At 67.6% G+C, this 376-nt stretch carries 1 pseudogene; it reads left to right on the top strand.

Annotated features, from left to right (window positions below):
• Positions 1-167: 167 nt before the first annotated feature.
• A pseudogene (locus IH48_RS34010) lies at positions 168-376 on the top strand (Na+:solute symporter); the annotation flags it as partial.

The following is a 376-nucleotide window of genomic DNA, read 5'->3' as shown; positions in this document are numbered from 1 at the left end:
GCTGCGGCCTGCGCAACCGGGACGACACCGGGTACATGCGCCGCCTCGACCCGAGCTACGAGAAGAAGTCGCCGCGCTGGTGACACCGGGCGGTCTCCGCCCCAAGGCCCCACCCCCCTTCGGCAGTTCGACCGACTCCCGCTCCCTCACGACAAGAAGGTCCTCTTATGCATTGGCTGGACTGGACCACCCTCGGCGCCTACTTCGTGGTGATGCTCCTCATCGGCGTGTGGTCGCACCGGCGCGTCAGCGACGTCTCCGACTACTTCACCGGCGGCGGCAGAATGCCCTGGTGGCTGACCGGCATCTCGCACCACATGTCGGGTTACAGCGCCGCCGTGTTCGTGGCCTACGCCGCGGTCGCCTACAACTACGG

This window comes from Streptomyces sp. NRRL F-5126, assembly GCF_000721265.1.
Taxonomy (GTDB): Bacteria; Actinomycetota; Actinomycetes; order Streptomycetales; family Streptomycetaceae; genus Streptomyces.
This window is presented reverse-complemented; position numbering and strand designations above follow the sequence as displayed.